Raw genomic sequence first — 15,150 nt, 5'->3', positions numbered from 1 at the left:
ATGCGAGACGCTTTGCTTTGCGCCGGAGTTCGCACGCCCATTGGACGCTACGCCGGCGCTCTGGCTACAGTCCGGCCAGATGATCTGGGCGCACATGCCATTCGTGAGCTCATGGCAAAAGTCCCTACCCTGCCCTCCGAAGCCATTGACGATGTTATCTTCGGCTGTGCCAACCAAGCCGGTGAAGACAACCGTAACATCGCTCGTATGGCTGTCCTGCTGGCAGGATTATCGGAACAGGTCGGGGGATCCACCATCAACCGCCTATGCGGTTCGGGCATGGACGCTGTAGGAATGGCCGCTCGGGCGATCCGCACAGGCGAAGCCGAAGTCATTATCGCTGGCGGCGTGGAGTCAATGACTCGGGCTCCCTGGTCATGCCAAAAGCAGGTAGCGCCTTTTCACGTAACGCTGAAATTTACGACACCACTATTGGCTGGCGCTTTGTTAACCCCTTGCTAAAAGCGCAATACGGCATCGACTCCATGCCAGAAACGGCCGAAAACGTCGCGGCTGATTTCAAAATTTCTCGCGAAGATCAGGATCGGTTCGCCCTGCGTAGTCAAGAGCGGGCTCTCGCCGCCCAGGCCCGAGGCCGTTTCGCCAAAGAAATAGCACCGATCAGCCTGTCACAGCGGAAAGGCGACCCGATCGTTGTTGAACATGACGAGCATCCACGTCCCACAACACTTGAACAGCTAGCGGCGTTGCGCACCCCATTTCGCCAGGGTGGATCTATTACCGCAGGCAATGCTTCTGGCGTGAATGATGGCGCTGCAGCCCTCTTGATTGCCTCTCCGGAAGCAGCCGAACGCTATGGCCTCACACCTATCGCCCGCGTCCGTGGAATGGCTGTGTCCGGGGTTTCCCCACGCATTATGGGCATTGGCCCGGCGCCTGCAACGCATAAGCTGCTTGATCGTTTACAGCTGAGTATCAGTGATATTGACATTGTCGAGTTAAATGAAGCTTTTGCAGCGCAGGGCCTTGCTGTCATGCGCGCGCTCGGCTTAGCTGACGATGCCGACTTTGTTAACCCCAATGGCGGCGCAATTGCTTTGGGACACCCCTTGGGCATGTCCGGAGCCCGACTGGTCCTTACCGCTGCACTTGAACTTCAGGAGCACGAGCTAAAACGTGCTCTATGCACCATGTGCGTGGGAGTAGGACAAGGTATCTCCATGGTAATAGAAAGGGTTTAGCCATGACAGAACTGACATTAAGCGAAGTCATTCTTGAGCGTATTCACCCGGGCATTGCGGTGGTCAGGTTAAACCGCCCCCATGTTCGTAATGCATTGAATCTGAGCATACGTCAAGAACTCGCCGAGGTTTTCCGTGGCTTTATGGATGATGACGAACTGCGCTGCGTCATCTTGACGGGCGATGAAAAAAGCTTTGCTGCAGGGGCTGATATTGAAGATATGTCTAAAATCAGCGCAATCGAAATGTATCAGCGGCATACCGAGCGTCTATGGAACGCCGTTGCCGAATGTCCGGTGCCCGTAATCTCAGCAGTTAATGGCTTTGCCTTGGGTGGAGGCCTCGAACTGGCCATGAATACCGATATCATCGTGGCAGGTCGGAACGCCCGCTTTGGCCAGCCCGAAGTCAAAGTCGGAATCATGCCAGGTGCAGGAGGCACGCAACGCCTAACCAGAGCTGTAGGTAAGTTTCAGGCCATGTACCTGTGCTTGACAGGTAACTTATTGAACGCCGACGAGGCCTACACATTGGGCCTGGTCAGTAAAGTTGTCGACGACGAGGCCGTTATGACCGAGGCTCTTGCCCTTGCACACCATATTGCCGACTTGCCACCTATTGCGTTAGCTCAAATAAAAGAAGTTATTATTCACGGTGCCGACGCATCCCTCGGAGCTGCGCTCGCCATGGAGCGTAAAGCAGTGCAAGTGCTGTTTGCCAGCCAAGATAAGCAAGAAGGCATGAAAGCATTCCTGGAAAAGCGAAAACCCGTATTTGTAGGGAAATAACCTAGTAAAAGGAGCCCGCTTATTGCTTGCAACCTCAACCATCAAACCCCTATAATTTATATAGAAACTGCTCACCCAACGCTAAACTATTTTTAAAATCTGTGGTCATGCATCTCGCCCCGAGCCTGAAGCTGGCCCTCGCAACCAAAGCGTACCCTAATTACCTACAGGCCACCTGTTGTGAGCACTATTGCTATTGTCGATTACGGAATGGGCAACATACATTCAGTTGCCCGCGCCTTACAGGTCGCTGCGCCTCATGCCACTGTGATTCTGGCCAGCACGCCTGACCAGCTTGCCGCAGCCGATCGGCTGGTATTACCCGGCCAGGGCGCGATGCCCAATTGTATGGTTTCCCTGCACCAATCTGGCCTCTATCAAAGCCTGTTGGACCATGCCCATAGCAAACCCATGCTGGGAATTTGCGTGGGCGAGCAGATGCTGTTCAGCCATAGCGACGAAGGCGACGTCGAGTGCCTTAATCTATTTGCAGGAAACGTTATACGTTTTAACGGCGATGCCTTCTATTCGCCATCGCATCCAGCGGGGCTAAAAGTGCCCCATGTAGGCTGGAATCGGGTTTTACAGGCGAAGCCGCACCCTCTTTGGGCTAATATCGCTCAAAATAGTCACTTTTATTTCGTTCATAGCTATTACGTTCAGCCAGTTACCTCTACACTATGTGCAGGCACGACTCAGTATGGTTATGCATTTACTAGTGCTGTCGCTCGCGACAACATATTTGCTGTGCAGTTCCACCCCGAGAAAAGCGCTCAATCAGGCTTACACCTGTTAAGCAACTTTGCTCGCTGGAACCCCTAACCACATCCGCCCTGCGGGTGTTTACGATTTTTAATTTAAATACTTCGTTATTGACGGCTCTACATCATGCTTTTAATTCCCGCCATCGACCTTCAAGACGGGCGTTGTGTGCGCCTGCGCCAGGGTGACCTGGACGACGCAACCGTATTTTCCGATGATCCCGGTGCCATGGCTACGCAATGGCTAGACCAGGGTGCCCGACGCCTCCATTTAGTAGATCTTAACGGCGCCGTCTCCGGCAAACCGATCAATCAGGCAGCCATCAAAGCCATTATCAAAGCTGTAGATGGCGAAGTGCCTGTACAGATCGGCGGCGGCATACGCGACCTGGACACGATCGAGGCCTATCTTGATTCAGGCATGAGCTATGTCATCATCGGAACCGCTGCAGTTAAAAGCCCTGGCTTTCTGCGCGATGCCTGCAGTGCTTTCCCTGGCCATATTATTGTTGGTCTGGACGCCCGGGATGGCAAGGTAGCCACTGAAGGCTGGAGCAAGCTCACGCGCCACGACGTACTCGATCTGGCCAAAAAGTTTGAAGACTACGGCTGCGAATCCATTATCTATACCGATATCGGACGCGACGGTATGCTCACAGGCGTTAACATCGAGGCTACCGTAAGCCTGTCAAGACACGTCAGCATCCCCGTCATCGCCTCAGGTGGCGTGGCCAGCATGAGCGACATTGAAGCGCTTTGCGAAGTCGAACACGAAGGCATCGAGGGCGTGATCCTCGGACGCAGTCTTTACGAAGGCACTCTCGATTTCGCCGAGGCTCAAGATTACGCCGACGAGTACGAAGGATGAACCAGATAGATCAAGCCCAGCACAGCTGCCGTATTATTCCCTGCCTTGACGTTAACGCAGGACGCGTGGTTAAAGGGGTTAACTTTGTTGACCTCGTTGATGCAGGCGATCCCATTGAAATTGCACGTCAATACAGCGAACAGGGTGCCGATGAGCTAACCCTGCTCGACATCACGGCTACCACCGAGAATCGCGATCTTATTCTTCCCATTATTGAAGAGGTCGCCAAGCAGATTTTCATCCCGCTTACTGTAGGCGGTGGTGTACGAGAAGTCGGCGATATTCAGCGTCTGCTTAACGCTGGCGCTGACAAGGTGTCTATTAATAGCGCCGCGGTGTCCAACCCTGACCTCGTACGGGCGGCCGCTGAACACTACGGCTCTCAATGTCTCGTCGTCGCTATTGATGCCCGACGCACGTCGAGGCCTGGCGAAGCCCCTAAATGGGAACTCTATACCCATGGCGGCAAGCGCTCCACGGGTATCGACGCCATAGAATGGGCTAAGCGGATGGCCGATTTAGGCGCAGGCGAAATCTTGCTAACCAGCATGGACCGTGATGGCACAAAGTCAGGCTTTGACCTTGAACTCACACGTGCAGTGGCCAATGCTGTTTCCATACCGGTCATTGCCTCTGGTGGAGTAGGCACGCTTGAACACTTGGCCGAGGGAGTGCTTCAAGGCGGCGCAAGCGCGGTGCTGGCCGCCAGCATCTTCCATTACGGCACCTACTCGATTGCCGAGGCCAAGGCGTACCTCAGTAGCCAGGGTATACAGGTAAGGTCATAACCATGCAGAAGGCTTGGCTTAATCAGGTTAAATTCGATGCGCATGGCTTAGTGCCCGCCATTGCCCAAGATGCCGAAAGCGGTAAAGTCTTGATGGTGGCATGGATGAATGCCGAGGCCCTGGCCGAAACCGCTTCCACCCGCCGGGCAGTTTACTGGTCTCGTTCGCGCAACCGCTTGTGGCGCAAAGGCGAAGAGTCCGGTCATACCCAGGAAGTGCACGAGATTCGCCTCGATTGCGATGCCGATGTGGTTTTGCTGCTAATTAAGCAAATCGGCGGTATCGCCTGCCACACGGGTCGTGAAAGCTGTTTCTTTCAGCGCCTCGACAACGATGATAACGGCCCCCACTGGAAAAGTGTCGAGCCTGTAATCAAAGATCCCAAGAAAATTTATCTATGAACCAAACTACTTCTGCTGATGTCTTAAGCCAAGTGGCCGACATTCTCGAAACCCGGCTGCCTGCCAATGGCGGTGATCCCGAGACCTCATACGTCGCCCGTCTGTTTGCCAACGCGCCCGATGCCTTTCTGAAAAAATCGGCGAAGAAGCTTGTGAACTGGTGATGGCAGCCAAGGATAATACTCCTGAACGCATTGTGGCCGAGACGGCCGATCTATGGTTTCATTGCCTGGTTACGCTTACCCACTATGGTCTGCGGCCCGAAGCTGTACTGGCCGAACTTGCCCGACGTCAAGGGTTATCCGGTCTGGATGAGAAGGCACAACGCATAAACAGCTGAAGCCTTAAGTGCTGGGTCGCAGGGTACGGTACACTTAAGCCATAATTTCGAAAACATTATTCTCAACAATTCACCATCACGCAGAGTCATTTCATGAGTGAAAACTGTTTGTTCTGTAAAATAATAAAAGGCGACATACCGTCTGAGAAAGTCTTTGAGAATGACGAGTTCATTGCTTTTAAAGACATTAATCCGGCTGCACCTGTACATATTTTGCTCGTACCTCGCCATCATGTTGTATCTCTGCAAGAGGTAAAAGAATCTGATGCCCCCTGGCTGGGCAATATGCTGGCATTAGTGCCTCAGATTGCACACGAGAACGGCTGCAGGCCCGGAGCTGAAGGCGGATTTCGCGTGGTAATCAATAGCGGCAACGACGGCGGTCAAGAAATTGACCATTTACATTTACACATCATCGGGGGCAACGCCCCTGGAACACTACAGCGACGGCTGTCGCATAACGGAGACAGCACATGGGAAGTTTTAGCATTTGGCACTGGCTGGTTGTTTTAGTCATCGTAGCCCTCGTATTTGGCACCAAGAAACTACGCAACATGGGTGAAGACCTCGGCGGAGCAGTCAAAGGTTTCAAGAAAGGTATCAAAGAAGCTCAAGACGACGAGCCCGAAGCCGTAACGCAGCGAGTTCAAGATCAACACACTGTCGATGTACAGGCTAAAGAGAAGCAAGACATTTAAGTTTGCCGATCTAAAGGTATTGCGTTTTTATGTTTGACATAAGTTTCAGTGAGCTGCTGTTAATCGGCATTGTTGCTCTGATTGTGCTTGGTCCTGAACGTCTCCCCAAGGTAGCGCGTACGGTGGGCCACCTGTTCGGGCGGGCGCAGCGTTACGTAAGCGAAGTCAAAACAGACATTGAACGCGAAATCAACCTGGAAGAAGTTAAATCGATCAAAAACCAAGTTAAAGATGCCGCTGAATCCGTTCGCGAGTCGGTAAACACGACCACCAAGCAGATCAGCGACCCGCTTGAAGAGGCCCGGCGTGCCGTGGGCGATTTCGCCAGCACGACCGAGAAATCGGTTAACTCGCTGGTGGAAGACGCACGCTCAAGTAATGCACCGTCCGAATCTGCTGAGGACGCAACCAAGGATCACACCGCCCAAGCCGAATTACCGCTAGACAGCACTGAAACCCCATCCCTGGCCGACGATTCCGGCCAGACAGCCAGCACGCCGGCATCGGTTCCGCCTGCTCCTTCGCCGGCAACTGCCGACCCCGCCTCCAGCCGTGATGAGGCCTCTGAACTTAAAACAGAGAACGCCGGCTCTGACACAAGCAATGCTACATCGAAGGGCAATCTCTAAATGACACAAGAGTCGCAAACCGGCGAATCCTTTATTTCGCATCTGGTCGAGCTGCGTAGCCGACTGATGCGAGCAGTGATCAGCGTAATAGGCGTTTTTATTGTGCTGTTTCTGTACCCTGGCCCATCTGTTATTTACGATGCGCTTGCGCAGCCTATGCTGGCCTCCTTGCCACAAGGTACCCGCATGATCGCCACGGGTGTCATCACGCCATTTATGGTGCCTGTTAAGGTCACCCTGCTGGCTTCTTTCGTCATTGCACTGCCCGTGGTGCTGTATCAAGCGTGGGCCTTTGTTGCTCCCGGGCTGTATAAGCACGAAAAGCGTCTGGCCTTACCCCTGATTTTTTCCAGTACCCTGCTGTTTATCATGGGGATGGCATTTTGTTATTTTGTGGTCTTCAAAACAGTTTTCCATTTCATCGCATCCTTCGCCCCGGAGTCCATCACGCCAGCCCCGGATATCGAAGCCTATCTGAACTTCGTCATGACGATGTTCCTGGCCTTTGGTATTACGTTCGAAGTGCCAATTGCGGTGATTTTGCTGGTAAAAACCGGTGTCACTACCGTGGCAAAATTGCGCGAGATACGCGGTTATGTCATTGTGGCGGCCTTTGTTATCGCCGCCGTAGTGACGCCGCCTGATGTCATCAGCCAATTTCTGCTCGCTGCGCCACTGTGTTTGCTGTATGAAGTAGGTCTCATCTTTGCCGCCTTCATAAAAAAACGCGAAGCCGAAGCCGAAGCGCAAGAGCTAGAAGAAATTTAAGCAGCCTGACCCCGCTATTAGTCCAGCTACAGACCGGCCCCTGCCTGACGATTGTTAGCGTACAGCGGGCCGGCTGCCCACTACCACGTCAATACCGGTTAGCTTGCCCTCACGTAATACCTGCAGCTTTACCTTCTCGCCAGGAGCAACAGGTGCAACCCGGTTCAACAGCTCAACCGAATCTCGCAGGGGCGCTCCGTTTAACGAAGTAATAATGTCGCCCACACGTATGCCTGCTTTCCAGGCAGGGCCGTCGCGCAACAGGCTAGCAATAATGACGCCATTATCAGTGTTCAGATTGAACACCTCTGCCAAATCATCAGTGATGTCCTGGGGCTCAACCCCCAGCCACCCACGGGTCACTGCACCCGTATCGCGAATTTGTTCCAGGATGGTCAAGGCTGCTTGAGCAGGTATGGCAAAGCCTATGCCCAGTGAGCCGCCCGTTTCAGAGTAAATGGCAGTATTGATCCCCACTAGGCTCCCTTGAGCATTTACCAGGGCCCCGCCTGAATTACCAGGGTTGATGGCGGCATCGGTCTGGATGAAGTTTTCAAAAATATTAATGCCCAAGCGGTTTCGCCCCAGACCTGAGATAATTCCCATTGTTGTGGTCTGGCCTACCCCAAAGGGATTTCCAATGGCCAGTACAATATCGCCTACACGCAAGCTGGACTGCGCTGAAGCTACGGGTATGGCTTTTAGCTTATCAAGTTGAATACGCAGTACCGCCAAATCGCTTTCAGGATCTGCCCCGACAAGCTCGGCACGTGCTGACCGTCCGTCATTCAGGGCTACGTCAATGTCATCTGCAGCTTCCACTACATGATAATTCGTCAAAATATAACCGTCGGTGCTTACTATGACGCCTGAACCCAGGCTCGTAGTGCGGCGACGCTCCTGGAAGCCAGGCATGTCTTTAAACAGCCGATTCAGCAATGGATCGTCAAACTGCGGGCCTGTTGGTACATTAACGTGTTTAGCAGTGTAGATATTCACCACCGAGGGCACAGCACGGGCAACCGCATCGGCATAACTCGACACAGCGTCGTCCCGTCGCATCGTGGCGCTCTGTGAAGCGCCCTCGCTTGTCGCTGTGTCATAAGCATTATTTGCCAGCCACGCGGGACGCAGGCTGGAGACTATAAATAACAAACCCAAACAGACTGTCGCTGTTTGAGCAAATAACAACCAAAAACGACGCATAACACCGAACCGAATTAATTAGGAAAAGGATGTAATGACTGAAATCACACGTAACGAACTTAACCACTGGCTAGAGCAAACACTGCAACCGCAAAATTTCTCTGACTACTGCCCTAACGGCCTGCAAGTTGAAGGCCGCGATAAGGTAAGCCACGTCGTTTGCGGCGTCACCGCCACCCAAGCTTTGATTGAAGAGGCTATTGAGCGCGGAGCGGACACCATACTTGTACATCATGGATGGTTCTGGAAGAACGAAGATCCGCGTATCCGGGGTATCAAAAAAACCGGCTGGCGCTGGCGCTGCGACATGAGCTGAATATTTTCGGCTACCACCTTCCGCTGGATGCCCACCCTGAGCTGGGCAACAATGCGCAGCTGGCCAAGGTGCTAGGCTTCACCCCCGATCTGGACGACAACGGACAACCTCTAACTTGTGGCCCCGGAAATCTGATCTGGTTAGGACAGCTGGCAACACCCCAAACATTAGAGACGCTATCCCATTCGATTTGCAAACAATTGCAACGTGAGCCCCTGGTTGTTGGTAGCAGACAACAAAACATCAAGCGGATTGCCTGGTGCACAGGCGGTGCACAGGGTTATATGCAAGCCGCCGTAGATGCCGGAGTCGATTTATACCTCACAGGCGAAGCCTCTGAACCTACCTACCACTTGGCCATCGAAACCGGTACGGCATTCATTGGAGCCGGCCATCACGCCACGGAGCGCTACGGTGTTAAAGCCGTCGGCGAAGCACTGCATGAACACTTTGGCGTACGTGTTGATTTTATTGATATCGACAATCCGGTTTAAGAAGTTTTGCCTTTACTTTCCTGCTCAAAATGTCACGCTACGAACGCCAAAAAGCCCCGCCGAAGCGGGGCCATGGGCATCAGGAATACAAACTGCAACTTAGGGTGTTGTGTTTGTGTTGGGTGGGGTCTGCAAAGAATCGCGAATTTCACGTAGCAACACGATATCTTCTGGCGTAGGCGCTGGTGCTGCGGCCTCTGCCTGCTTCTCTTCGTGATGCACTGCTGCACGCATACGATTCACCATTTTCACCATGCAAAACACCACGAAGGCAAGTAAGATAAAATTGATAAAAATCGTAAGGAAATTCCCCCACGACAACACCACTGCCCCAGCTTCGTTCAGGGCTTCGATGGTTTGTGGACCGGTATAGCCTTCCGGTTCTCTTAGGACGAGGAATTTATTTGAGAAATCGACTTCGCCACCTAATATGAAGCTGATTAGTGGCATAAAGAGATCTTTAACTAAAGAGTCAATGATCTTGCCAAAGGCACCGCCTATAATGACCCCGACCGCAAGGTCAATCATGTTGCCTTTGACTGCGAATTCTCTAAATTCGTGAATAAAACCGCTGGTTCTGCCCATATATACCTCTTTGATCAAGTCACATGCGTTTGGTAACGCTATAATACTGGGTTAATGGAACACAACCCAGGCCAAAATCCGTAAATTGTGGGAAGCCCTGAAGGGCAGGAATAAGGATACTAGAATGAGTCAGATTACGACACAGCCCGATGAAAACGGAGCGGACGAAAAGAAACCGTCCGATCCTTCGCGCCGTTTCTGGGTCACCACCGCCTGTGCGGTAGGTGGTGTCGCCGGTGTAGGAGCCGCAGTGCCTTTTGTCGGGTCATTTGCTCCCTCGGCTAAAGCCCGCGCTGCTGGCGCCCCTGTTGAGGTCGATATTTCTACGCTCGCCCCCGGGCAAATGCGTACTGTCGAGTGGCGAGGCAACCCTGTTTGGATCTTACATCGCACCGAAGAGCAACTTGCCTCTCTCAGTGGACACGATGGTGCGCTTGCTGATCCCTTATCGAATCGCGCTGGCTTTACGCCAGAGTACGCAAAAAACGAGTACCGCTCACGCCGTCCAGAAATCTTTGTTTGCATTGGTATTTGTACACACCTCGGTTGCGCACCCACACCACACCTGAACCCTGGTGCGCAGCCTGGAGTCCCTAGCGATTGGTCAGGCGGGTTTCTATGCCCATGCCACGGCTCTACCTTCGATCTGGCTGGTCGGGTTTTCAGTAACAAACCTGCCCCAGACAACCTCGAAGTACCGCCTTACGAGTTCTCCGCTGACGGCATGCTCATTACAATTGGTGTCGACGAAGACAACAAAGCCTAATGCAAATTAAACACTTGGTTTTTATCAAAGATTAAAGGAGCCGTTTCATGGCTGGCGAGAAAACCGTCGAAACGACAGGACTCTTAGGATGGATTGATAGGCGCTTCCCGCTAACAACCCTCTTCAAAGAGCATATGTCGGAGTATTACGCGCCGAAGAATTTCAACTTCTGGTATTTCTTTGGTTCGTTGGCACTTCTGGTGCTGGTAATTCAAATCGTGACAGGTATCTTCCTGGTCATGAACTACAAACCCGATGCAGAGCTTGCCTTTGCCTCAGTCGAATACATTATGCGTGAAGTGCCGGGTGGCTGGATCATCCGTTACATGCACTCCACCGGCGCTTCCATGTTCTTCGTGGTGGTGTATCTGCACATGGTGCGTGGCTTGTTTTACGGCTCATACCGTAAACCCCGCGAACTCGTCTGGATCTTCGGCGTTGCAATTTTCCTGTGCCTGATGGCTGAAGCTTTCCTTGGCTACCTGTTGCCGTGGGGCCAAATGTCCTACTGGGGCGCTCAGGTTATTGTGAATCTGTTCGCTGCCATTCCTTTTATCGGCCCTGAGCTCGCTATCTGGATTCGTGGTGACTACGTGGTCTCTGATGCCACGCTGAACCGGTTCTTCGCGTTTCACGTAATCGCTATTCCGCTGGTCCTTATCGGTCTGGTCGCTGCGCACATAATCGCGCTGCACGAAGTTGGTTCCAACAACCCGGACGGCGTAGAAATCAAAGATGGTCCTAAAGATGCAAAAGGAATCCCCCTAGACGGCATTCCCTTCCATCCCTACTATTCGGTACACGATATCGTCGGTGTAGCGGGCTTTCTCATCGTTTTCGCAGCGATTCTGTTCTTTGCGCCTGAAATGGGCGGCTACTTCCTTGAGTTCAACAACTTTATTCCTGCCGACTCAATGAAAACGCCACCGCACATTGCTCCGGTCTGGTACTTCACGCCCTTCTATTCCATGTTGCGTGCCACCACCGAAGACTTCACCTGGATATTCGCGGGCGGCGCTGTTATAGCTGCTGTCGTGCTCTTCTTCAAGGGTCGCCTCCCCGGTATATGGCGCATTGCTATTCCTGTGATTCTTATCGCAGTCGCCATCGCTTTCAAAGTGTTCGATGCTAAGTTTTGGGGCGTAGTTGCCATGGGTGGCGCGGTTATTATTCTGTTCTTCTTGCCGTGGCTTGATCATTCACCCGTTAAGTCGATCCGTTACCGTCCGACTTGGCACAAGTTCCTGTACGCCATCTTCCTGATCAACTTTGTGATCTTGGGATATCTGGGAACAAAGGCGCCAACCGACCTATTCAACTTGCTTAGCCAGATCGGCACGGTAATTTACCTTGCCTTCTTCTTCCTGATGCCAGTCTGGAGCCGTCTGGGCACCTTTAAACCAGTACCGGACCGCGTGACTTTCCGCGCCCACTAAGGACTTCAACACGACACGGAATGACCATGATTAAAAAACTGATTGGCGCCCTGGCGTTGTCCCTGACCTGCACGGTGGCTCTCGCCGCCGATGGGGGATATCCGCTAGAGCGCGCTCCTAACCGCATCAACGATATGGCATCTTTGCAGAATGGTGCCAAGCTCTTCGTCAATTACTGTCTGAACTGTCATAGCGCAAATTCAATGCGCTACAACAAGCTGACTGAAATTGGCCTAAGCGAAGAAGAGATCAAAAAGAACCTGCTGTTCACCACTGATAAAGTGGGTGATCTCATGACCATCGCCATGGCTCCGGCTGATGGCGGCAAATGGTTTGGTGCGGCTCCCCCGACCTTTCTGTTACCGCCCGGGCCTTGTCCACAAACCTGGGCCCGTCAGGTACCGACTACATCTACACGTATTTGCGTACTTTCTACCGTGACACAAGCCGCCCCACCGGCTGGGACAACCTTGTATACCCAAGCGTTGGCATGCCACACGCACTATGGGAGCGCCAGGGCCCAACCAGCCTCGAACGTAACAGCGTTGCTGAAGTTACCGCGGAAGACGGTTCCAAAAGCTGGGTACGCACTATCACTACCTTTGATGAGCATGGCTTTTCCAGCACTCAAACCGAGAACCTCAGTAACTACTCGGGTAAAGCTGGCGAAACCGTTAAGCTCACTCCGGTTGATGCTAAGCTTCAAGCTCAGTTCGACAGCGATATCGCCGACCTCAGCAACTACATGGCCTGGATGGCCGAGCCCGCACAGTTAGTACGCAAGAAAATCGGTGTGGCCGTTCTGTTATTCTTATTTGTGTTCTTTGGTGTAGCCTGGCGCTTGAACAAGGTCTACTGGAAAGACATTAAATAACGACATTAGCCCTTGCTGCCGTATACTTTACGGTAGCAAGGCATTTGTCACTTCACATCGTCATCGGGCCTATTGTTGACCGATGCTCCTGTTAGAGCCACCGTTTGGCTCTTGTTTTTATTTCTACGACTGGAATCCACAACATGATGGTGCTCTACTCTGGAACAACGTGCCCGTTTTCACAACGCTGCCGTTTTGTGTTGTTTGAAAAAGGCATGGATTTCGAGATTCGTGACATCGACTTGTACAACAAGCCTGAAGATATCTCGGTAATGAATCCATACGGCCAGGTACCCATTTTGGTCGAACGAGAGCTTGTTCTGTACGAATCCAATATTATTAACGAGTACATTGACGAGCGTTTTCCGCATCCTCAACTCATGCCCGCCGACCCAACCATGCGTGCACGTACTCGCCTGTTTCTATATAATTTCGAACGTGAGCTCTTTGCCAACGTATCGTTGCTCGAAGATCGCCGCAATACTGACGCTAAAGCTCAAGACAAGGCCCGCCAGCAAATTCGCGACCACTTGTCTCAGCTAGCTCCGATCTTGACCAAGAACAAGTACATGCTGGGCGAAGAGTTCTCGATGCTGGACGTGGCTGTTGCGCCGTTGCTCTGGCGTTTGGACCACTACGGCATTGAACTTCCGAAAAGCGCTGCTCCGATTCAAAAATACGCCGAACGCGTATTTTCACGTCCTGCCTTCATCGAGGCATTGACTCCATCTGAAAAAGTCATGCGCCGTTAAGCTTATGCAAGAATCCTCTACCAAACCTTATTTAATCCGTGCGCTGCACGAATGGTGCACCGATAATGGCTACACCCCGCACATCGTAGTCAGCGTGGACGAAAATACGGTGGTTCCGTTCAGCCATGTCCAAGATGGTCAAATTACCCTGAACCTGGGGTTGCTGGCTACGAACCAACTGCGCCTTGGAAACGAATACATCGACTTTCAAGCGCGGTTTAACGGTATTACTGAAGATATTTTCGTGCCGGTGGCTGCTGTATCTGCCATTTATGCACGTGAGACTGGTGCCGGCATGGGGTTCGAGGTGGCAGAGTCCGAAGCCTATACAGGTAGCACTGACGAGAGCACTCAAAGCGACGCTCCCGCCGCACCTGCTTCAGCCGACACACCCTCCACTGCCAAACCCTCTCACCTGAAAGTAGTTAAATAAAGCAGGTAGATGATTTAAAAAACCCAGCTGCATCAAAAATGCAGGCTGGGTTTTTTTTCGTTCGCACCTAATACCCACTTCTCTTTGGTGTGCTTTTCTTGAAGTTAAACCGCGTGCACTGGTGTTTACACTAGGTAGGGGTCTTTTTTAGCAGCATATGTAATATATTAGTGTTTCAGATGTGATGGAAATTTGCAGTACATACGCCCGATAGCGTTGGCGGCCCCCTGAAGCGCTATACAAGCAGAGCCAGATTCCTGGAAAAGCATCGGTTTTTTCTTCAAAAAAATTAGGAGACAAAGGAAAGTGCAGAGAACATCCATATTTGATGTTGCTGCTCTTACCCTATAGCTTGGTATGAATTACACCTTCGACTTTGCTTCTGTCCTTGAGCATAAAGATCTGCTTTTATTCGGACTGTGGACCACGATAAAGCTCAGCGCCTTTGCTACTGTACTTGGCTTTATTGTGGGGACGTTCATTGCGTGTGTCCGCTTAAGTCAAAACAAGCCAGGCCGTTTTTTAGCCGCCGCATATGTTGAGTTGATTCGCAATACGCCTTTGCTGATACAGGCCTATTTTCTCATTTTCGGCCTGGCCAGCGTCGGAATGGACATGCCCATTCTGGTGGGCGCGGTAATAGCATTAGTGGTGAACATCAGCGCCTATACGGCAGAAATCATGCGGGCAGGAATAGAGTCAATTCACAAGGGGCAACTGGAGGCTGCTGATTGCCTGGGACTCAGCAAGGCTCAGACGTTCTTCCAGGTGGTGCTGGCTCCAGCCATGGAAAGGGTATACCCATCACTGATCAGTCAGTACGTACTACTAATGCTTGCCACCAGCATTTTGTCTGCAGTAGGAGTGGAAGAGCTATTTGGTATCTCAGTTCGCATCCAAAGCCTGACCTTTCGCAATTTCGAAGTATTTATTGTTATAGGCCTAATGTACCTGGTGCTGTCATTCGCCGTGAGGTTCTTGTTCACCTTACTGGGAAAACTTCTGTTCCCCCGCCAGCGCAAGCTCGGCACCCCCTGTAAGGCCA

15 protein-coding genes and 5 pseudogenes are annotated in these 15,150 nt (G+C 52.1%); 18 read left to right on the top strand and 2 right to left on the bottom strand.

The genetic code is table 11. From position 1 onward, the window contains the following. From pcaF to tatC, 11 genes and pseudogenes are all read left to right on the top strand, one after another. Positions 1–1,202, top strand: a pseudogene (pcaF, locus tag L1889_RS16650) (3-oxoadipyl-CoA thiolase). A 2-nt stretch (positions 1,203–1,204) separates the two neighbouring features. Beyond that, positions 1,205–1,990, top strand: a complete 786-nt coding sequence (locus L1889_RS16645; RefSeq protein ID WP_238666148.1) for an enoyl-CoA hydratase-related protein — start codon at positions 1,205–1,207, stop codon at positions 1,988–1,990. Positions 1,991–2,170: 180 nt separating this feature from the next. After that, positions 2,171–2,812, top strand: a complete 642-nt coding sequence (gene hisH, locus L1889_RS16640) for an imidazole glycerol phosphate synthase subunit HisH (RefSeq protein ID WP_238666147.1) — start codon at positions 2,171–2,173, stop codon at positions 2,810–2,812. Positions 2,813–2,878: 66 nt separating this feature from the next. After that, the gene (hisA, locus tag L1889_RS16635) at positions 2,879–3,619 is read left to right on the top strand and encodes a 1-(5-phosphoribosyl)-5-[(5-phosphoribosylamino)methylideneamino]imidazole-4-carboxamide isomerase (RefSeq protein WP_238666146.1); all 741 of its coding nucleotides are present in this window, start codon (positions 2,879–2,881) and stop codon (positions 3,617–3,619) included. Then, positions 3,616–4,407 carry an imidazole glycerol phosphate synthase subunit HisF gene (gene hisF, locus L1889_RS16630; RefSeq protein WP_238666145.1) on the top strand — a complete coding sequence of 264 codons (792 nt, stop codon included), beginning with the start codon at positions 3,616–3,618 and terminating at the stop codon, positions 4,405–4,407. The genes hisA and hisF overlap by 4 nt, the downstream gene beginning before the upstream one ends. A gap of 2 nt (positions 4,408–4,409) precedes the next feature. Then, the gene (gene hisI, locus L1889_RS16625) at positions 4,410–4,808 is read left to right on the top strand and encodes a phosphoribosyl-AMP cyclohydrolase (RefSeq protein ID WP_257794028.1); all 399 of its coding nucleotides are present in this window, start codon (positions 4,410–4,412) and stop codon (positions 4,806–4,808) included. Further along, positions 4,805–5,148: pseudogene (locus L1889_RS16620) on the top strand (phosphoribosyl-ATP diphosphatase). The gene hisI and the pseudogene L1889_RS16620 overlap by 4 nt, the downstream one beginning before the upstream one ends. A 93-nt stretch (positions 5,149–5,241) precedes the next feature. Next, positions 5,242–5,661, top strand: coding sequence for a histidine triad nucleotide-binding protein (locus L1889_RS16615; protein ID WP_238666144.1), 420 nt, complete (start codon positions 5,242–5,244; stop codon positions 5,659–5,661). Continuing rightward, positions 5,622–5,846, top strand: coding sequence for a Sec-independent protein translocase subunit TatA (gene tatA / locus L1889_RS16610; protein WP_238666143.1), 225 nt, complete (start codon positions 5,622–5,624; stop codon positions 5,844–5,846). The genes L1889_RS16615 and tatA overlap by 40 nt, the downstream gene beginning before the upstream one ends. Before the next feature lie 29 nt (positions 5,847–5,875). After that, complete coding sequence (gene tatB, locus L1889_RS16605) at positions 5,876–6,475, top strand: Sec-independent protein translocase protein TatB (protein ID WP_238666142.1); 600 nt, start codon at positions 5,876–5,878, stop codon at positions 6,473–6,475. Continuing rightward, positions 6,476–7,243 (top strand): twin-arginine translocase subunit TatC, encoded by a 768-nt coding sequence (gene tatC, locus L1889_RS16600; RefSeq protein ID WP_238666141.1) that lies wholly within the window; start codon positions 6,476–6,478, stop codon positions 7,241–7,243. Between the two features lie 54 nt (positions 7,244–7,297). Here the strand turns inward: tatC and L1889_RS16595 are convergent, their stop codons facing one another. After that, the gene (locus L1889_RS16595) at positions 7,298–8,449 is read right to left on the bottom strand and encodes a trypsin-like peptidase domain-containing protein (protein ID WP_238666140.1); all 1,152 of its coding nucleotides are present in this window, start codon (positions 8,447–8,449) and stop codon (positions 7,298–7,300) included. A 34-nt stretch (positions 8,450–8,483) separates the two neighbouring features. Here L1889_RS16595 and L1889_RS16590 point away from each other — a divergent pair. Continuing rightward, positions 8,484–9,259 (top strand): annotated as a pseudogene (locus L1889_RS16590) (Nif3-like dinuclear metal center hexameric protein). A gap of 99 nt (positions 9,260–9,358) precedes the next feature. Here the strand turns inward: L1889_RS16590 and mscL are convergent. Next, positions 9,359–9,844, bottom strand: a complete 486-nt coding sequence (mscL, locus tag L1889_RS16585; RefSeq protein ID WP_238666343.1) for a large conductance mechanosensitive channel protein MscL — start codon at positions 9,842–9,844, stop codon at positions 9,359–9,361. Positions 9,845–9,968: 124 nt separating this feature from the next. Here mscL and petA point away from each other — a divergent pair, with 124 nt between their 5' ends. The 6 genes and pseudogenes from petA to L1889_RS16555 all read left to right on the top strand — a co-directional run. Then, entirely contained in the window at positions 9,969–10,610 is a 642-nt protein-coding gene (petA, locus tag L1889_RS16580) for a ubiquinol-cytochrome c reductase iron-sulfur subunit (protein WP_238666139.1), read from the top strand. Positions 10,611–10,657: 47 nt separating this feature from the next. Then, on the top strand, positions 10,658–12,046 hold the full coding sequence (locus L1889_RS16575) for a cytochrome b (RefSeq protein WP_238666138.1): 1,389 nt from the start codon (positions 10,658–10,660) through the stop codon (positions 12,044–12,046). A 20-nt stretch (positions 12,047–12,066) separates the two neighbouring features. Further along, positions 12,067–12,920 (top strand): annotated as a pseudogene (locus L1889_RS16570) (cytochrome c1). 143 nt (positions 12,921–13,063) lie between these two features. Then, entirely contained in the window at positions 13,064–13,672 is a 609-nt protein-coding gene (locus tag L1889_RS16565; RefSeq protein WP_238666137.1) for a glutathione S-transferase N-terminal domain-containing protein, read from the top strand. A 4-nt stretch (positions 13,673–13,676) separates the two neighbouring features. After that, on the top strand, positions 13,677–14,105 hold the full coding sequence (locus tag L1889_RS16560; RefSeq protein WP_238666136.1) for a ClpXP protease specificity-enhancing factor: 429 nt from the start codon (positions 13,677–13,679) through the stop codon (positions 14,103–14,105). Between the two features lie 357 nt (positions 14,106–14,462). Then, positions 14,463–15,137, top strand: a pseudogene (locus L1889_RS16555) (amino acid ABC transporter permease); the annotation flags it as partial. Between the last annotated feature and the right edge of the window lie 13 nt (positions 15,138–15,150).

The sequence above is a fragment of the Paenalcaligenes niemegkensis genome (assembly GCF_022230885.1).
GTDB lineage: Bacteria > Pseudomonadota > Gammaproteobacteria > Burkholderiales > Burkholderiaceae_B > Paenalcaligenes > Paenalcaligenes niemegkensis.
The sequence above is the reverse complement of the archived record's forward strand: the minus strand, read 5'-3'. Positions and strand labels throughout refer to the sequence as shown.